This window comes from Pannonibacter phragmitetus DSM 14782 (assembly GCF_000382365.1).
GTDB classification, from domain to species: Bacteria; Pseudomonadota; Alphaproteobacteria; order Rhizobiales; family Stappiaceae; genus Pannonibacter; species Pannonibacter phragmitetus.
The window spans coordinates 228,772-241,662 of the sequence record NZ_KB908215.1 but is presented as its reverse complement, the minus strand read 5'-3'; the positions used below and the strand labels follow the sequence as shown (position 1 = coordinate 241,662).

Genomic DNA, 12,891 nt, shown 5'->3' with positions numbered 1-12,891 from the left:
TCACCACAGCGGCGTCTACACCTCCACTGCCCCTCCACCTCCGTCATGCCACGGTCCCGCCCGTGGCATCCATGCCGTGCCCTCTCTCTGCGGGGTGCCCCGGAAACTTGCGCACCCCGGCGCGGGCTGGAACGGCACGGCATGGATGCCATGATCAAGTCATGGCAGGACGGAGCGAGGGGAAGGGTGGCAGGCCATCGGAAGTTTCCTGTCCAAATGCGACAAAACGCGTTTTTTTCCCAAGTTGCCTCCTTCCGTGGCCAGTCTATAACCGGACTAAGGTAAAGCTGGCTGCCGTGACCCGCATGGCGGCTGGCCCTGTTGGGGGACAGACAAGGCTGCTTCGTGCGGCCGGTCAGGAAACGCATGAGCGAGCAAACTGGCGCCCATACGGCAGCGGACGGCTGCCCGGCGCATGGCGTGGAGGCTGGCAAGGCTCCGGCAAAACCCGTTCCGGCCGGAACGGCGCTGCTGCGCGCCATGACAGAGCCGGAGCGGCGGATCATTTCCCGTGCCGGGATGCTGGCGGGGTTTGCTGAGTGTCTCTGGATCGCGCAGGCCGCTGCCATTGCCACGGCAGTGGTGCAGATTGCCTTTCCCGTTGCCCTGAAACTTCCCGGCTGGCCCACGCCGCTGTCTTCCCTTGAAACGGCGCAGGTGATGGCCGGCATTGTCATCCTGCTGGCTGTCCTGCGCTACGCGCTCTCGCTGGCCGCAAGCCGCCTTGCCTTTGACGCCTCCGAGCGGGTGAAAACCACCCTGCGCCGCCGCCTGCTCACCGGCCTTGCCCAGGCAGGTCCTGCCGCACAACTGCCGGTCAGCGGTGCGGTGGCGGCCGCCGTCACCGATCAGGTGGAGGCCGTGGGCCCCTATATCCGCCGCTTCCTGCCGATCCGCATCCGGCTGGTTCTGGCGCCGCTCGCGATCCTGCTCATCAGCTTCTGGGTCAACTGGTTCGTGGCCGTGATTCTACTGGTGGCTGGTCCCATGATCCCGCTGTTCATGGCCCTCATCGGCATGCGGGCACAATCGGCCTCTGACGAACAGCAGGGCGAACTGACCCGGCTTGGCGGGTTCTTGATGGACAGGCTGGCCGGTCTCGAAACCCTCAAGCTTATGGGCGCGGCAGAGCGTACGGGCCGGCAGGTGGCAGATGCCGGGCAGTCCTTCCGTGTGGCGACCATGAAGGTGCTGCGCATCGCCTTCCTCTCCTCCACGGTTCTGGAGCTGTTCAGCGCGCTGGGCGTTGCCTTTGTTGCGGTCTATGTCGGCTTTTCCCTGCTCGGGCAGCTCAATTTCGGCACATGGGGCGCGCCGGTTGACCTGTGGTCCGGCCTGTTCGTGCTGCTGCTGGCGCCGGAGTTCTTCTCGCCCCTGCGGGCCTTTGCCGCTGCCTATCACGACAAGGCGGGCGCGCAGGCCGCAGCCGGGCATCTGGCTCTCCTGCCCATGGCGGAGGCAGATGCAGCCATCACGCCAGCTCAGCCAGCCATGACGCCGCCTGCCGGGCCGGTGGCCGTCACGTTCCGCTCTGTCACGCTTGGTCACGAGAACCGGCCAGTACTCGCCGGGCTTGATCTTGATCTGCGCCCGGGTGAACTGCTGCATCTGCGCGGGCCGAGCGGCTCGGGCAAATCCACCCTGATGGATGCGCTCATCGGCCTCAATCCGCCGCTGTCGGGCGAAATCCTGATCAGCGGTACACCACTTTCCGCGCTGGACCAGCGGCTCTGGCGCAGCCGTATTGCCTGGCTGTCGCAGGACCCGCGCCTGTTCTTCGGCTCTGTGCGCGCCAACCTGCGCCGTGCGGCGCCGGAGGCAAGCGACACGGATCTCTGGGCCGCGCTGGAACTGGCCGGGGCAAGGTCTCTCGTCGAACAGATGCCGCGCGGCCTTGCGACCAGCCTCGGTGAGGATGGCTTCGGCCTCTCGGTTGGCGAGGCGCGCCGTATCGCCCTTGCCCGCGCCATGCTGCGGCCTGATCCGCTGCTGGTGCTGGCGGACGAACCCACCGCCGGGCTCGATGAGGACACTGCGGCCGTCGTCATCGCGGGCCTTAAAGTCCTGTGCCGGGGCCGCAGCGCGCTCATCGCCAGCCACGATCCGGCGCTTCTCGCGCTGCCGGGCCGGGTGTTAGATCTTGAGCCCCAGAGCCTGCCGGAGGTGGCCGAATGAGATCTGTCCTTCAGCTCCTGCGCCTGCAATTCGCCGCTGGCCGCGCCAGTTTCCTTCTGGGGCTCGCGGCGGCTCTCGTTCCCGCGCTGGCGGGTTTCCTGCTGCTTGGCGTGTCCGGCTGGTTCATCACCGCCTCTGCGCTCGCAGGGGTGGCCGGCACGCTGCTGAACTTCTTCGTCCCCAGCGCGCTCATCCGCGCCTTTGCCATTGCCCGCACCGCCGGGCGCTATGGCGAGCGGATGCTGACCCATGACGCCACCTTCCGTTTCCTGGCGGATCTGCGCGCCCGTGTCTTCGCCGGCTTTTCCCACCGCCGTGCTGCCAGCGCCTTGCAGAGCCGCAGCGGTCTGAAGCTCTCGCGCCTGACGCTGGATATCGACCAGCTCGACCGGGTGTATCTGCGCCTCGCCGTGCCTGCCGCGGCGCTGGCCGCCGTGCTGGCGGTGGCAGCGCTCATGGCCGCCAGCCTTGTGCCTGCGGCCCTGCTGCTGGTGCTGCTTGGCCCGCTGGTGCTGCTGGGCGCTGCCCGCCGGGTCATGGCGCTCGCCATGGCAGGGGAAGCGCGAAGGGCGGAAGCGGCCGAAGAGGCGATACGCCTGCGCACCGTTGATCTCGTGGCTGGCCGCCGTGACCTTGCCGTCTATGGCGGGCTGGAGCAGCCGGTGGGTTCGGTTCTTTCCGCCGACCGGCGCCGCGCCAAGGCTGCCCGCCGCATTGAGCATGTCACCTCCCGCGCGGAACTTGCCGTCATGGCCTCGGGGCAAGCGATTGCCGCCATTGCGCTGGCCGTGATGGCACGTGAAGTGGAAGGCGGGCTGGCGGGCGCTGCCATTGCCGCAGGTGTCATTCTGGCCTCGCTGGCTTTGGCCGAAACTCTGGCCGGATTGCTGCCCGGCCTTGCCGCCTTCACCCGCACCCGCCGCGCGGCGGACCGGCTGGTGCCGCTTGCCGCCAGTGCCGGTGTCCGTCCGGCAGAACCTGCTGCAGCCTCTCATGCCGGAACCGCCCCCGCAGGCGCCGTGCTGGCACTGTCGTCAGTGGGCTTCACCTATCCCGGCGCCATCCGCCCCGTGCTGGAAGATTTCAGCCTCACGGTTGCCCCGGGCGAATGGCTCTGCCTCGCCGGACCCAGCGGCTGCGGCAAGTCCACGGTTCTGGCCCTCGCCAGCCGTCTGATGCCGCCGGACAGCGGCCAGATCTGGCTGGAGGGGCAGCCCCTCAAAGCTCTGGATGAGGCAGCGCTGCGCCGCTCTGCCGCCGTGGTCACTCAAAAGCCCGTCCTCTTCGCCGGGACGGTGGCCGAAAACCTGCGCCTTGCCGCCCCGGAGGCAACTCCGGACGAGATGTGGCAGGCGCTGGAGCGGGTGGGTCTTCAGGATGTCATCGCTGCCCGGCCGGAAGGGCTGCTGAGCCCCCTGGGGCAGGGCAGTACCGGCCTTTCCGGCGGCGAGGCCCGGCGCTTCACGCTGGCCCGGGCGCTCTTGCAGCGTCCCCGCCTGTGGCTGCTGGACGAGGTGACGGAAGGGCTTGACCTGCAAAGCGCTGCCCGCGTGCTCGACACGATCGAAAGCTTGCGCGGCGAATCTGCCGTTCTGATGATCTCGCATCACAGACGTGAAATGGACCGCGCCACCCGCGTTCTGCACTTCCGCCAGTCTTGATCTCGATCAGGCGCATCAATTGTCTGAAATCGGGGCTTGTACGTATCAAGAGGGGGCGAAACCTTTGAAATCAAGGCGTCATCAGTCTGAAATACGCTACGGGCTGGACCTTGTTGCCCCTGCGCGAAACCGCCGCGGCAACTGTTGGTAACAAATCGTCCACCAGCGTTCTATTATAGTTCGTCAAATCCGAAACTATGTCACCGGCGGAACGCGAGATGGGGCTCTCGCGCCAGTCCGGGACGGGAGACAAGCCATGGATATCGGGGTCGTAGAACTCTCTCGTCTGCAGTTTGCCATGACTGCGCTTTATCACTTTCTCTTCGTGCCACTCACTCTCGGGCTCTCTGTCATTCTGGCGGTCATGGAAACCGTCTATGTGATGACGGGCCGCGAGATCTGGAAGCGTATGGTCAAATTCTGGGGTACGCTGTTCGGCATCAACTTCGTGCTGGGCGTGTCCACGGGTCTGACCATGGAGTTCCAGTTCGGCATGAACTGGAGCTACTACAGCCAGTATGTGGGCGACATCTTCGGTGCGCCGCTGGCCATCGAGGGGCTGATGGCCTTCTTCCTGGAGGCAACCTTCGTCGGCCTGTTCTTCTTCGGCTGGGACAAGATGACCCCGCGCGGCCATCTGACAGCCACCTGGGCCATGGCGCTCGGCACCAATTTCTCCGCCCTGTGGATCCTCATCGCCAATGGCTGGATGCAGCACCCCATCGGTGCGGTGTTCAATGTCGATACCATGCGCATGGAAGTGGCGAGCTTCTACGAAGTGATCTTCAACCCGGTGGCACAGTCCAAGTTCGTGCACACGGTCTCCGCCGGCTACGTCACGGCGGCGCTGTTCGTTCTGGGCGTTTCGGCCTGGTACATGCTCAAGGGCCGTCATCTGGAGCTTGCCCGCCGTTCCATCGCCGTTGCCGCTGCCTTCGGCTTTGCCTCGGCCATGTCGGTGGTGGTTCTGGGCGATGAAAGCGGCTACGAGGCCAACACGAACCAGAAGATGAAGCTGGCCGTGATGGAAGCCATGTGGGAGACAGAGCCCGCACCCGCCTCCTTCAACATCATCGCCATTCCGGACATGGAAAAGCGCGAGAACAGCTTTGCCATCCACGTGCCTTACGTGATGGGCCTCATCGCCACCCGCTCGCTGGATCAGGAAATGCCCGGCATCAAGGAGCTGGTGGAGCAGTCGAAGGACCGTATCCGTTCCGGCGCCATTGCCCTTGAGACCCTGCGCGAGATCCGCGCCGGAGACGACACGCCGGAAAAGCGTGAGCTGTTCCAGCAGCATGTGCAGGATCTGGGCTATGGCTATCTGCTTGAGCCCCACACGGACACGCTGACACAGGCGACGGAGGCTCAGATCGATGCTGCCGCCTGGAACACGGTGCCCAATGTCTGGCCGATGTTCTATGCCTTCCGCATCATGGTCGCCTGCGGCTTCTTCTTCATCCTGCTGACGGCAGTGTTCTTCTATCTCTCCTCCGCAGGCAAGCTGGAAGCGGTGCGCCAGAACCAGCGCTGGCTGCTGCATGTGGCCGTCTGGTCCATTCCGCTGCCCTGGCTCGCCTGCGAGATGGGTTGGTTCGTCGCCGAATATGGCCGCCAGCCGTGGATCATCGAAGGTGTGCTGACAACAGCCGCCGGTGTCTCCAGCCTCACGGTCACGGAAGTGCTGCTGACGCTGGCCGGCTTCGTGACGCTCTACACCGTGCTGCTGGTCATCGAAGTGAAGCTGCTGCTGAAGTTCATCCGCAAGGGGCCCGAGGAGCCTTCCGTTCCCGAAACGGGCATGAGCGCGCCCCGTCCCATCCAGATTGCTGCGGAGTAAGACCATGGTCCTTTATGAACTCATCGACTATTCCGTACTCAAGCTCCTCTGGTGGGGTCTGCTCGGCATCCTGCTGATCGCCTTTGCCGCAACGGACGGATTCGATATGGGCGTCGGCACCCTGCTGCCGGTGGTCGGGCGCACTGATATCGAGCGCCGCGTCGCCATCAACTCCATCGCCCCCACCTGGGAAGGCAATCAGGTGTGGCTGGTGCTGGGGGGCGGGGCCATCTTCGCTGCCTGGCCCGCGCTTTATGCGGTCAGCTTCTCCGGCTTCTACCTTGCCATGTTCGTGGCGCTGGCCGCGCTCATCCTGCGCCCCGTCGCCTTCAAGTACCGCTCCAAGAGCCCGGATCCGGCCTGGCGCAGCCGCTGGGACTGGGCGCTGTTCACCGGCAGTGCCGTGCCTGCGCTGGTGTTTGGCGTGGCCGTCGGCAACGCGCTGCAGGGCGTGCCCTTCAGCTTCGACAATGACCTGCGGATGACCTACTCCGGCTCGTTCTTCGGCCTGTTCTCGCCCTTCGCGCTGCTCTGCGGCTTGTTGTCCGTCGCCATGCTGGTCATGCACGGCGGAGCCTGGCTCGGCCTCAAGGCGGATGGCGTGGTGGCAAGGCGCGGCCGCTTCTACGGCACGGTTGCCGCGCTCGCGGTCATCGCGCTCTTCGCACTGGGCGGCCTTGCCATCTCCTCCGGCTTTGTCGAGGGTTACCGCATCACCAGCGCCATTGACCCGCAGATGCAGGCCAACCCGCTGGCCAAGGTGGTGGAACGGGCGCCTGGCGCCTGGATGGAGAATTACAGCCTCTATCCCTGGATGATCATCGCCCCCGTGCTCGGCTTTGCCGGGGCACTTGGCGCGCTCATCGGCCTCAACACCCGCTTCGAGGCGCTGACATTCATCTCCTCCAAGCTCTCCGTCTTCGGCATCATCGCCACGGTGGGCGCGTCCATGTTCCCCTTCATCCTGCCCAGCTCGCTGCAGCCGCAGGCCGGACTGACGGTATGGGACTCGTCCTCAAGCCACGCCACCCTGTTCAACATGCTCGTTGCGACCATCATCTTCCTGCCGCTGATCCTCATGTACACCGCCTATGTCTACCGGGTGCTGTGGGGCAAGGTGAGCGAGCAGAGCGTCGCCAACGATCATTCGGCTTACTGAAGGAGCCTGCCCATGTGGTACTTCGCCTGGATCCTCGGCATGCCTCTGGCCTGCTGCCTCGCCATCCTCAACGCCATGTGGCTTGAAATGCGCGAGGACACCGAAAAGCAGAAGAAGGCAAGCTGAGAACGAAGAAGCAGCCCACCGGTGCTGCCTCATGCCACGGCCACGGCCGTGGCATCTTTGTTTCGTGGTCTCTGTGCTGGCAGTCCCGGAACGTTCCGCCGTTCATCCGCTGCGGCGCGCATATTCCCTGGCAAGGTCCAGAAACGCCCGCACACCAGCGGAAAGATTGCGGCGGCCGGGATAATAGAGGCACAGTCCCGGATAAGGCGGTGTCCAGTCCTCCAGGACCCGGACAAGGCGTCCCGCTTCGATGTCCGCAAGCGCTTCCTGTTCCATCGTATAGCCCACACCGGTGCCTTCAAGCGCAGCTGCCCGCACGAGGCTGGCCTCATCGAGGGTGATTGGCCCCGGCACATCAAGATGCAGCTGCTCGCCCTCCTTTTCGAACCACCAGCGGAACAGCGCGCCATCGGGCAGGCGAACGCGGATGCACCGGTGATTGAGCAGATCGGGCGGCACCATCGGCCGGCCATGTTTCTCGAAATAGGCAGGGCTTCCCACCACCGCATGCCGCTGGGGCTTGCCCAGTGATACGGCGATCATGTCGCTCGGAACGAGCCCCGCAACCCTGACACCCAGATCGAACCCGTCCCGGACAATATCGACCATCTTGCCTTCGGTGACGATATCGGCGTGCATCTCCGGATAGCGGCGCAGAAACTCCAGCACGAGCGGCGAAAGGATCGCGCGGGCTGCAAAGGGGGCGGCGTTGATCCGTATCGTTCCGGACGGGGTGCCGCGTTGCGCACGCACGCTATCCAAAGCCGTATGCAGATCCTGGAGCGCAGGCGAAATCTGCTGCACGAAAAGCCGGCCGGCCTCCGTCAGCGAAACGCTGCGCGTGGTCCGGTTGAACAGCCGTACCCCCAGCCCCGCCTCCAGCTTGCTGACCGTGTGGCTGAGCGCCGTCGTCGACATGCCGAGTTCGATGGCCGCTGCCCGGAATGTTCTCCGCCGTGCAATGGCGATGACCGCTTCAAGTTCCCTCAGGCTGGCCTGTTCCATTGTCCCGCTCCGTTCATCACGGCATGCATGTTTGTCCTGCTTATCCATACAATGCTTGAGGGCTAAAGTCGTGTCATCGGAAAAGGAGACACACGATGGAAATGCCCGGTATCGTGAAAGCGTTTTTTGACGCAGACAGCCGCAACGACGCAGAGGCGCTGTCGAATGCGTTTGCGGCTGACGCAGTCGTTCAGGACGAAGGCGCCCACCACAAAGGCAGGACCGCCATTCGCAGCTGGTGGAGCGCAGCCAAGGCGGCGTCCCAGTTTGTTGCCGAGCCCTTTGAAGCCAAGTCTGGCGATGGCAAGGCTTTCGTCCGTGCCAAGGTGAGCGGTGACTTTCCCGGCAGTCCGCTCACCCTTTCTTATGCTTTTACCCTCTGGGATGGCGAAATTGCCGCGCTGGAGATCACAGCATGAGCGGCTTCCTCGATCTGGAGGGCAAGCGGGTGCTCGTCACCGCCGGAACCAAGGGGGCGGGTGCTGCGGTGGTGAGCCTTTTCCGCGAGCTGGGCGCGCAGGTCCTGACCACGGCGCGGGCGCGTCCGGCAAGCCTGCCGGAGGAGCTTTTCGTCGAAGCGGACCTTTCCACCCCTGCGGGCTGCCAGACCGTCGCTGAGGCTGCACGCCAGCGGCTCGGCGGCACCGACATTATTGTCCACATGCTGGGGGGCTCGTCAGCCCCCGGCGGCGGCTTTGCAGCGCTGACGGAAGATCACTGGCAGCAGGAACTGTCGCTCAATCTTTTGCCTGCCGTCCGGCTGGACCGGCTGCTGGTCCCGGAGATGGCAGCCCGGGGAAGTGGCGTGGTCGTGCATGTCACCTCCATCCAGAGCGTGATGCCGCTGCCGGAAGCCACCACCGGATATGCCGCAGCCAAGGCGGCGCTGTCGGCCTACAGCAAGGCCCTCTCGAAGGAAGTTTCGCCCAAGGGCGTCCGGGTGGTCCGGGTGTCGCCGGGCTGGATCGAGACGGAAGCCTCGGTTCATCTGGCGGAGCGCCTTGCGAGGGAAGCGGGCACAGACCTTGAGGGCGGAAAGAAGATCATCATGGACGCGCTGGGCGGCATTCCGCTGGGCCGCCCGGCAAAACCTGAGGAGGTCGCCAACCTGATCGCTTTCCTGGCCTCCAGCCGCGCCGCCTCGATCACCGGCAGCGAATACACCATCGACGGGGGAACCGTGCCAACAGTGTAACCGCCACTGCATGTAACCGCCACTGCATGTAACCGCTGGTCAGGCACTCAATCCGGAGCGCCAGCCCCTCCGCTTTTCGTCATGCCACGGCTTTGACCGTGGCATCCACGCCGTTGCCTCTCCACTCGCGCGGCCTCTCCCCAAACAACAAACCCCGGCGTGATGTCTCGCGCCGGGGTTTGTTTTGTCCGCCGAACCGGAAAGCCAGATCAGGCGGCCTTGGTGGCCGCGTCCGCCTTCAGGGCTTCGAGGATGTTCTGCGGCGAGGAGACGCCATAGGGGTCGGTGGCGCAGTTGTCGGAGAAACCTTCTTCCTCGAACCACTTCTCGACGCGGCCATTGTCCACGACGGCCGCATAGCGCCAGGAGCGCATGCCGAAGCCGACGTTGTCCTTGGCGACTAGCATGCCCATCTTGCGGGTGAATTCGCCCGAGCCATCCGGGATGACCTGAACGTTCTTGATCTCCTGAGCCTTGGCCCAGGCGTTCATCACGAAGGCATCATTGACCGAGATGCAGTAGATGGCATCGACACCGAGCGCCTGAAACTCGCCGAACAGCTTCTCGAAATCCGGCAGCTGATAGGTGGAGCAGGTCGGCGTGAAGGCGCCGGGCAGGGAGAACAGCACCACGCGCTTGCCGCCAAAATAGTCGGCCGTGGTCTTGTCTTCCCAGCGGAACGGGTTCGGCCCGCCAACGCTTTCGTCACGCACGCGGGTACGGAAGGTCACATCGGGAACGTTTCTGCCGAGCATGGGTCAACTCCTTGAAGTCATGAGTGTTTCCAGCAGCGCCGGGAGGTGTGCCGGGAAAGGGGGCTTGCCGCCCCTTGAATTTGGGTGCCTGGACAGCCGGGAGGGGCCATCCGCAAAAACCGCTACCCCAAATGCTGCAACGCCGCAACCCCATGCGGCAGTGCGGTGGGGAAGTTCGCTGCCAAATGACGCGGCAAGGCTGCCATGACGGCGCCATTCTGGAATTTCTGCGGAAATGGGCGTATATGCGGCGCCATGACGATCAAGACACCCAATGCGGCCGGGGCAAATGCCTCTGATGCCTCCAGCGCAATCTACACACCGGGCACGCCGGTTTTCTCCGTCGCCCCCATGATGGACTGGACTGATACCCACTGCAGGAGCTTCCACCGGCAGTTTTCGGCGAGGGCGCTGCTCTATACGGAGATGGTGACCACCGGGGCGGTGATTCATGGCGACCGGGAGAAGCTGCTTGGCTTTTCGGGCGGGGAGCATCCGGTGGCCTGTCAGCTGGGCGGGTCGGAGCCGCAGGATCTGGCGGTGGCGGCGCGGATTGTCGAGGACTTCGGCTATGACGAGGTGAACCTCAATGTCGGCTGCCCGTCCGACCGGGTGCAGTCCGGCTCTTTCGGCGCATGCCTGATGCAGGAGCCGCAACTGGTGGCCGATTGCGTGGCGGCGATGAAGGCGGTGGTGAAGATCCCCGTTACGGTGAAATGCCGCATCGGCGTTGATGATCAGGACCCGGAAGAGGCGCTGGATGCCTTGGCAGACCGGGTGCTGGCAGCGGGTGTGGATGCGCTCTGGGTGCATGCGCGCAAGGCCTGGCTCAAGGGACTCAGCCCCAAGGAAAACCGCGATATCCCGCCGCTGGATTATGGCCGGGTGCGGCGCCTCAAGGCGCGGCTGCCGCAGCTGTTCATCGGCATCAACGGCGGCATTCCTTCTCTTGATGCCAGCGAAGCCCTGCTGGCGGAGGCGGACGGCCTTCCCGGTCTTGACGGTGTGATGCTGGGCCGCGCTGCCTATCACGATCCGGCGCTGATGGGCGCTGTGGACCGGCGGATCTATGGGCTGGAGACGGGCGATGTGAGCCCGCGTCAGGCCATCGAGGCCTATATTCCCTATATCGAGGATTGCATGTCGCGGGGCATCCGCCTGTCGCACATCACGCGCCACATGCTGGGGGCATTTACCGCCGTTCCGGGGGCGCGCCTCTTCCGCCGCATCCTCACGGTGGAGGGCGTCAAGGCCGGAGCGGGCCTCGAAGTACTCACTTCGGCCCTTGCTGCCCTTGACGAGGCACAGGAAAGGGCGGCAGATCGGATGGCGGACAGCGCCGCCTGAGTGACCGGGCGGGCTGACCGCGCGCCCGCATTTTTTCGATCTGCCTGCCAGCGTCCTTTCAAGAGGCCCCCATGGACATGTCCCTTCTCACCGGCGAGACGCTGGGTCTCGTTGCCGCGCTCATTGCTTCCGGCATCATCGCCGGGCTCATGGCCGGGCTGTTCGGCATTGGCGGCGGGGCGGTCCTGGTGCCGGTGCTCTATCAGTTTCTCGCCATTCTGGGCGTGGATGAATCGGTGCGCATGCATGTGGCGGTAGCAACCTCGCTCGGCATCATCGTGCCCACGTCTTTGCGCTCCTTCTTCGCCCACAAGGCGCGTGGGGCGGTGGACATGGAGCTGCTGAAAAGCTGGCTCATCCCGCTGCCGCTCGGCGTTGTCGCCGCGTCTCTGGTGGCCGCACATGTGTCGGGGCAGGGGCTGAAGGGCATCTTTGCGGTGATTGCGGTGGCCGTCAGCCTGCGCATGTTCTTCAACCGGGACAGCTGGCGCCTCGGCAACGACATTCCGGGCTTTCCCATCCGCCCGCTCTGCGGCGCACTCATCGGCTTCTTCTCCACGCTCATGGGCATCGGCGGCGGGGTGATGAACAACACCTTCATGACGCTCTACGGCCGCCCCATCCATCAGGCGGTGGCGACTTCGGCGGGCACCGGCGTGCTCATTTCCATTCCCGGCGTCATCGGCATGGTCTGGGCCGGCTGGGGCGAGCCTCTGCTGCCGCAGTTTTCTCTGGGCTATGTCAACCTGCTGGGTGTTGCCGTCATCATGCCGCTGACAACCCTTGCTGCCCCCTATGGGGTGAAGCTGGCGCATCGCATGCCCAAACGCGCCCTGGAACTCGCCTTCGGCACCTTCCTGATGCTGGTCGCCATCCGCTTCGGTATTGGCCTGCTGTAAGGTCTGAGGCTGCGGCGCGGCTTACGGCTTCAGCACCAGCCGTTCGCCCTCCACCTGCCAGCCGGACAGGCGGGAGAGAGCGCTCATGCCGAGAAGGCTGGTTTCCAGGCTGCCGGGGCGGGCGACAAAGCCGCGCACGTTGGACAGGGATATACTGCCGATGCTGACCTGCGCCAGATTAACCGGCGCCACCATGGTGCGGCCATTGGCGGTGGACACGGGCACGGAATAGGAGAGGCTTTCCGGGTCGATACCCGAGGCCTGTGCATCGCGTTCTGTCAGCACCACAGCCGAGGCGCCAGTATCGACGAGAAACCGGACCTTGTTGTCATTCACCAGCGCTTCCAGCTGAAAGTGGCCGGAGGCATCGCGCATCACGGCGACGGTGCCATCGGTCTGCGGCACGGTCATGCCCGGCGCCAGCGCCCCCAGAATGCGGTAGCCGCCTGCCACCAGCTCTGTCCGGTAGGTGTAGCCGCCCACGAGCACGAGGCCGAGCAGGCCCCAGATCACCACAGCCCGCAGCACTTCGCCCGCGCGCGGAGCGCCAAACACGAGGCTTGCCATCACCACGAAGCCGAGAGCGGAGATAGCGACGATGCGCGGCGTTTCCGACGTGCCGGAAAACGCCTCCTCGAAAGCCGGAAACTCGAAGAGATAGGTCAGCCCGGCTGCAATCATGAGAAGCACGATGACCGCCAGCGAAAGTCCATAGATCTGCCGCATGGG

At 64.8% G+C, this 12,891-nt stretch carries 12 protein-coding genes; 9 read left to right on the top strand and 3 right to left on the bottom strand.

What is annotated here, in order from left to right:
- Positions 1-366 precede the first annotated feature (366 nt).
- The 5 genes from cydD (at position 367) to cydX (ending at position 6,961) form a co-directional block, all read left to right on the top strand.
- Positions 367-2,175 (top strand): thiol reductant ABC exporter subunit CydD, encoded by a 1,809-nt coding sequence (gene cydD, locus H163_RS21895; RefSeq protein WP_019962697.1) that lies wholly within the window; start codon positions 367-369, stop codon positions 2,173-2,175.
- A complete protein-coding gene (gene cydC, locus H163_RS0101125; RefSeq protein ID WP_019962696.1) occupies positions 2,172-3,836 on the top strand; it encodes a thiol reductant ABC exporter subunit CydC in 1,665 nt (554 codons plus the stop codon). The genes cydD and cydC overlap by 4 nt, the downstream gene beginning before the upstream one ends.
- Before the next feature lie 256 nt (positions 3,837-4,092).
- Positions 4,093-5,676: a cytochrome ubiquinol oxidase subunit I gene (locus tag H163_RS0101120; RefSeq protein WP_040677746.1), complete on the top strand. Its 1,584-nt coding sequence runs from the start codon at positions 4,093-4,095 to the stop codon at positions 5,674-5,676.
- A gap of 4 nt (positions 5,677-5,680) precedes the next feature.
- The gene (gene cydB, locus H163_RS0101115; protein WP_019962694.1) at positions 5,681-6,835 is read left to right on the top strand and encodes a cytochrome d ubiquinol oxidase subunit II; all 1,155 of its coding nucleotides are present in this window, start codon (positions 5,681-5,683) and stop codon (positions 6,833-6,835) included.
- 12 nt (positions 6,836-6,847) lie between these two features.
- Positions 6,848-6,961, top strand: a complete 114-nt coding sequence (cydX, locus tag H163_RS23870; protein WP_019962693.1) for a cytochrome bd-I oxidase subunit CydX — start codon at positions 6,848-6,850, stop codon at positions 6,959-6,961.
- 102 nt (positions 6,962-7,063) lie between these two features.
- Here the strand turns inward: cydX and H163_RS0101105 are convergent, their stop codons facing one another.
- The gene (locus H163_RS0101105; protein WP_026355318.1) at positions 7,064-8,014 is read right to left on the bottom strand and encodes a LysR family transcriptional regulator; all 951 of its coding nucleotides are present in this window, start codon (positions 8,012-8,014) and stop codon (positions 7,064-7,066) included.
- A 47-nt stretch (positions 8,015-8,061) separates the two neighbouring features.
- Here H163_RS0101105 and H163_RS0101100 point away from each other — a divergent pair, with 47 nt between their 5' ends.
- Complete coding sequence (locus H163_RS0101100) at positions 8,062-8,385, top strand: nuclear transport factor 2 family protein (protein WP_019962691.1); 324 nt, start codon at positions 8,062-8,064, stop codon at positions 8,383-8,385.
- On the top strand, positions 8,382-9,161 hold the full coding sequence (locus tag H163_RS0101095; protein WP_019962690.1) for an SDR family oxidoreductase: 780 nt from the start codon (positions 8,382-8,384) through the stop codon (positions 9,159-9,161). Before H163_RS0101100 ends, H163_RS0101095 begins: the two co-directional genes overlap by 4 nt.
- A gap of 209 nt (positions 9,162-9,370) precedes the next feature.
- Here H163_RS0101095 and H163_RS0101090 read toward each other — a convergent pair whose 3' ends face one another.
- The gene (locus H163_RS0101090; RefSeq protein ID WP_019962689.1) at positions 9,371-9,916 is read right to left on the bottom strand and encodes a peroxiredoxin; all 546 of its coding nucleotides are present in this window, start codon (positions 9,914-9,916) and stop codon (positions 9,371-9,373) included.
- 255 nt (positions 9,917-10,171) lie between these two features.
- On the opposite strand from H163_RS0101090, the gene dusA reads away from it, so the two are divergent.
- Together dusA and H163_RS0101080 are read left to right on the top strand one after the other, a co-directional pair.
- Positions 10,172-11,263: a tRNA dihydrouridine(20/20a) synthase DusA gene (dusA, locus tag H163_RS0101085; RefSeq protein ID WP_019962688.1), complete on the top strand. Its 1,092-nt coding sequence runs from the start codon at positions 10,172-10,174 to the stop codon at positions 11,261-11,263.
- Positions 11,264-11,340: 77 nt separating this feature from the next.
- On the top strand, positions 11,341-12,162 hold the full coding sequence (locus tag H163_RS0101080) for a sulfite exporter TauE/SafE family protein (protein ID WP_026355317.1): 822 nt from the start codon (positions 11,341-11,343) through the stop codon (positions 12,160-12,162).
- 21 nt (positions 12,163-12,183) lie between these two features.
- On the opposite strand, the gene H163_RS0101075 is transcribed toward H163_RS0101080, so the two are convergent.
- Positions 12,184-12,888, bottom strand: a complete 705-nt coding sequence (locus tag H163_RS0101075) for a retropepsin-like aspartic protease family protein (RefSeq protein ID WP_019962686.1) — start codon at positions 12,886-12,888, stop codon at positions 12,184-12,186.
- Between the last annotated feature and the right edge of the window lie 3 nt (positions 12,889-12,891).

Bases quoted from the DNA above. Each gene is read 5' to 3' on its own strand.
- cydD (WP_019962697.1), top strand. From the start codon at position 367: ATGAGCGAGCAAACTGGCGCCCATACGGCAGCGGACGGCTGCCCGGCG.
- cydC (WP_019962696.1), top strand. From the start codon at position 2,172: ATGAGATCTGTCCTTCAGCTCCTGCGCCTGCAATTCGCCGCTGGCCGC.
- H163_RS0101120 (WP_040677746.1), top strand. From the start codon at position 4,093: ATGGATATCGGGGTCGTAGAACTCTCTCGTCTGCAGTTTGCCATGACT.
- cydB (WP_019962694.1), top strand. From the start codon at position 5,681: ATGGTCCTTTATGAACTCATCGACTATTCCGTACTCAAGCTCCTCTGG.
- cydX (WP_019962693.1), top strand. From the start codon at position 6,848: ATGTGGTACTTCGCCTGGATCCTCGGCATGCCTCTGGCCTGCTGCCTC.
- H163_RS0101105 (WP_026355318.1), bottom strand. From the start codon at position 8,014: ATGGATAAGCAGGACAAACATGCATGCCGTGATGAACGGAGCGGGACA.
- H163_RS0101100 (WP_019962691.1), top strand. From the start codon at position 8,062: ATGGAAATGCCCGGTATCGTGAAAGCGTTTTTTGACGCAGACAGCCGC.
- H163_RS0101095 (WP_019962690.1), top strand. From the start codon at position 8,382: ATGAGCGGCTTCCTCGATCTGGAGGGCAAGCGGGTGCTCGTCACCGCC.
- H163_RS0101090 (WP_019962689.1), bottom strand. From the start codon at position 9,916: ATGCTCGGCAGAAACGTTCCCGATGTGACCTTCCGTACCCGCGTGCGT.
- dusA (WP_019962688.1), top strand. From the start codon at position 10,172: ATGACGATCAAGACACCCAATGCGGCCGGGGCAAATGCCTCTGATGCC.
- H163_RS0101080 (WP_026355317.1), top strand. From the start codon at position 11,341: ATGTCCCTTCTCACCGGCGAGACGCTGGGTCTCGTTGCCGCGCTCATT.
- H163_RS0101075 (WP_019962686.1), bottom strand. From the start codon at position 12,888: ATGCGGCAGATCTATGGACTTTCGCTGGCGGTCATCGTGCTTCTCATG.